Annotated in this window: 1 protein-coding gene and 1 pseudogene; both read right to left on the bottom strand. The window is 71.3% G+C overall.

The window, feature by feature from the left end; translation table 11 throughout:
* Positions 1–346, bottom strand: a pseudogene (locus tag AB8Z36_RS40860) (helix-turn-helix domain-containing protein); the annotation flags it as partial.
* 289 nt (positions 347–635) lie between these two features.
* Positions 636–1,070 (bottom strand): ATP-binding protein (locus AB8Z36_RS40855; RefSeq protein ID WP_369218401.1); only part of this gene is annotated, 435 nt, incomplete at its 5' end.

Genomic DNA, 1,070 nt, shown 5'->3' with positions numbered 1-1,070 from the left:
AGACCGTGTGGGTGACGACCCTGCCGCTGGGGAGGCGCTCGCGGGTGCGTGTCAGGTAGCCCTGCGTCTCCAGCTCGCGCAGGGCGGCGGCGATGCGGTGCTCGCTCTCCGGGAAGCGGGCCGCCAGGAACTTGATGCCGATCCGGGCACCTGCGGGCAGCGACTGGATGTGGACGGCCAGCCCGATCGCGAGCAGCGAGAGTGCGCGGTGCTGGGCGAGGTGATTGCCGACGACCGTGTAGCGGGTGGTGTGCCCGGTGGTGACGTGGGTGACACCTGATCGGATGGTCGGGCGGGGAACGACAGACGAGGCGCGCGGGGGCGCGCTAGGGTGCATCAAAGCCATCGGGAAGGTCCGCTTCCTCGTTGGTCAGGCCCTCGATCGGGATTGCGAGTCCCGGCCGGGGGCCGTCGCATGTCTGGAGTTGTCGCGGCGAGCATATGCCAGGCAATCGGCCCTCAAACCAGCCCAGTTGGGGTAGTTCACCCTGGCGAGTGACGGACTCCTGGGCGGTTGCCCCGCCTCCTGGTGGGAGGGGTTGGGAGAGGTACTTCCCCTCCGGGTTTGAAAGCGGTTGATGTCGTGGGCCGTCGCGTCGCGGGTGGCCGGGTCGTGGTGGACCGGGTCGCGGCTGTCACGATCCGGTGGGCAGATCGATCTCGGCCCACACGGTCTTGCAGAAGGCGGACGCCAGGGTGACGCCCCAGCGGTCGGCGAGTGCCTCTACGAGCAGCAGGCCGCGACCTGTTTCGCCGCTGCCGCTGCCGCTGCCGCTGCCGCTGCTGCCGCTGCCGTCGCCGTCGCCGGAGGGTTGGTGCTGGACGGCGGGGAGCCGGTCGGAGCGGGCGTCGATCAACTCGATACGGAGCGTGTCTGCGGCGACGGTCATGGCCAGCCGGAAGTCCCGGCCAGGCACGCGCGCATGCAGCGCGGCGTTGGCCGCGAGCTCGGCGACGACGTGGGCCGCGGTGTCCGTGGGGAGCTCCCAGGAACGGAGCTGCTCGACGGCCAGGAGCCGGGCCAGGCGGGCGCCTCGGCGGGTGGCGGAGAGCTGGACGCTGAACTGCCG

Source organism: Streptomyces flavofungini (genome assembly GCF_041028215.1).
Lineage (GTDB): Bacteria > Actinomycetota > Actinomycetes > Streptomycetales > Streptomycetaceae > Streptomyces > Streptomyces flavofungini_B.
Note: the sequence above shows the minus strand (reverse complement) of the source record. Positions and strands in the feature narration are given on the sequence as shown.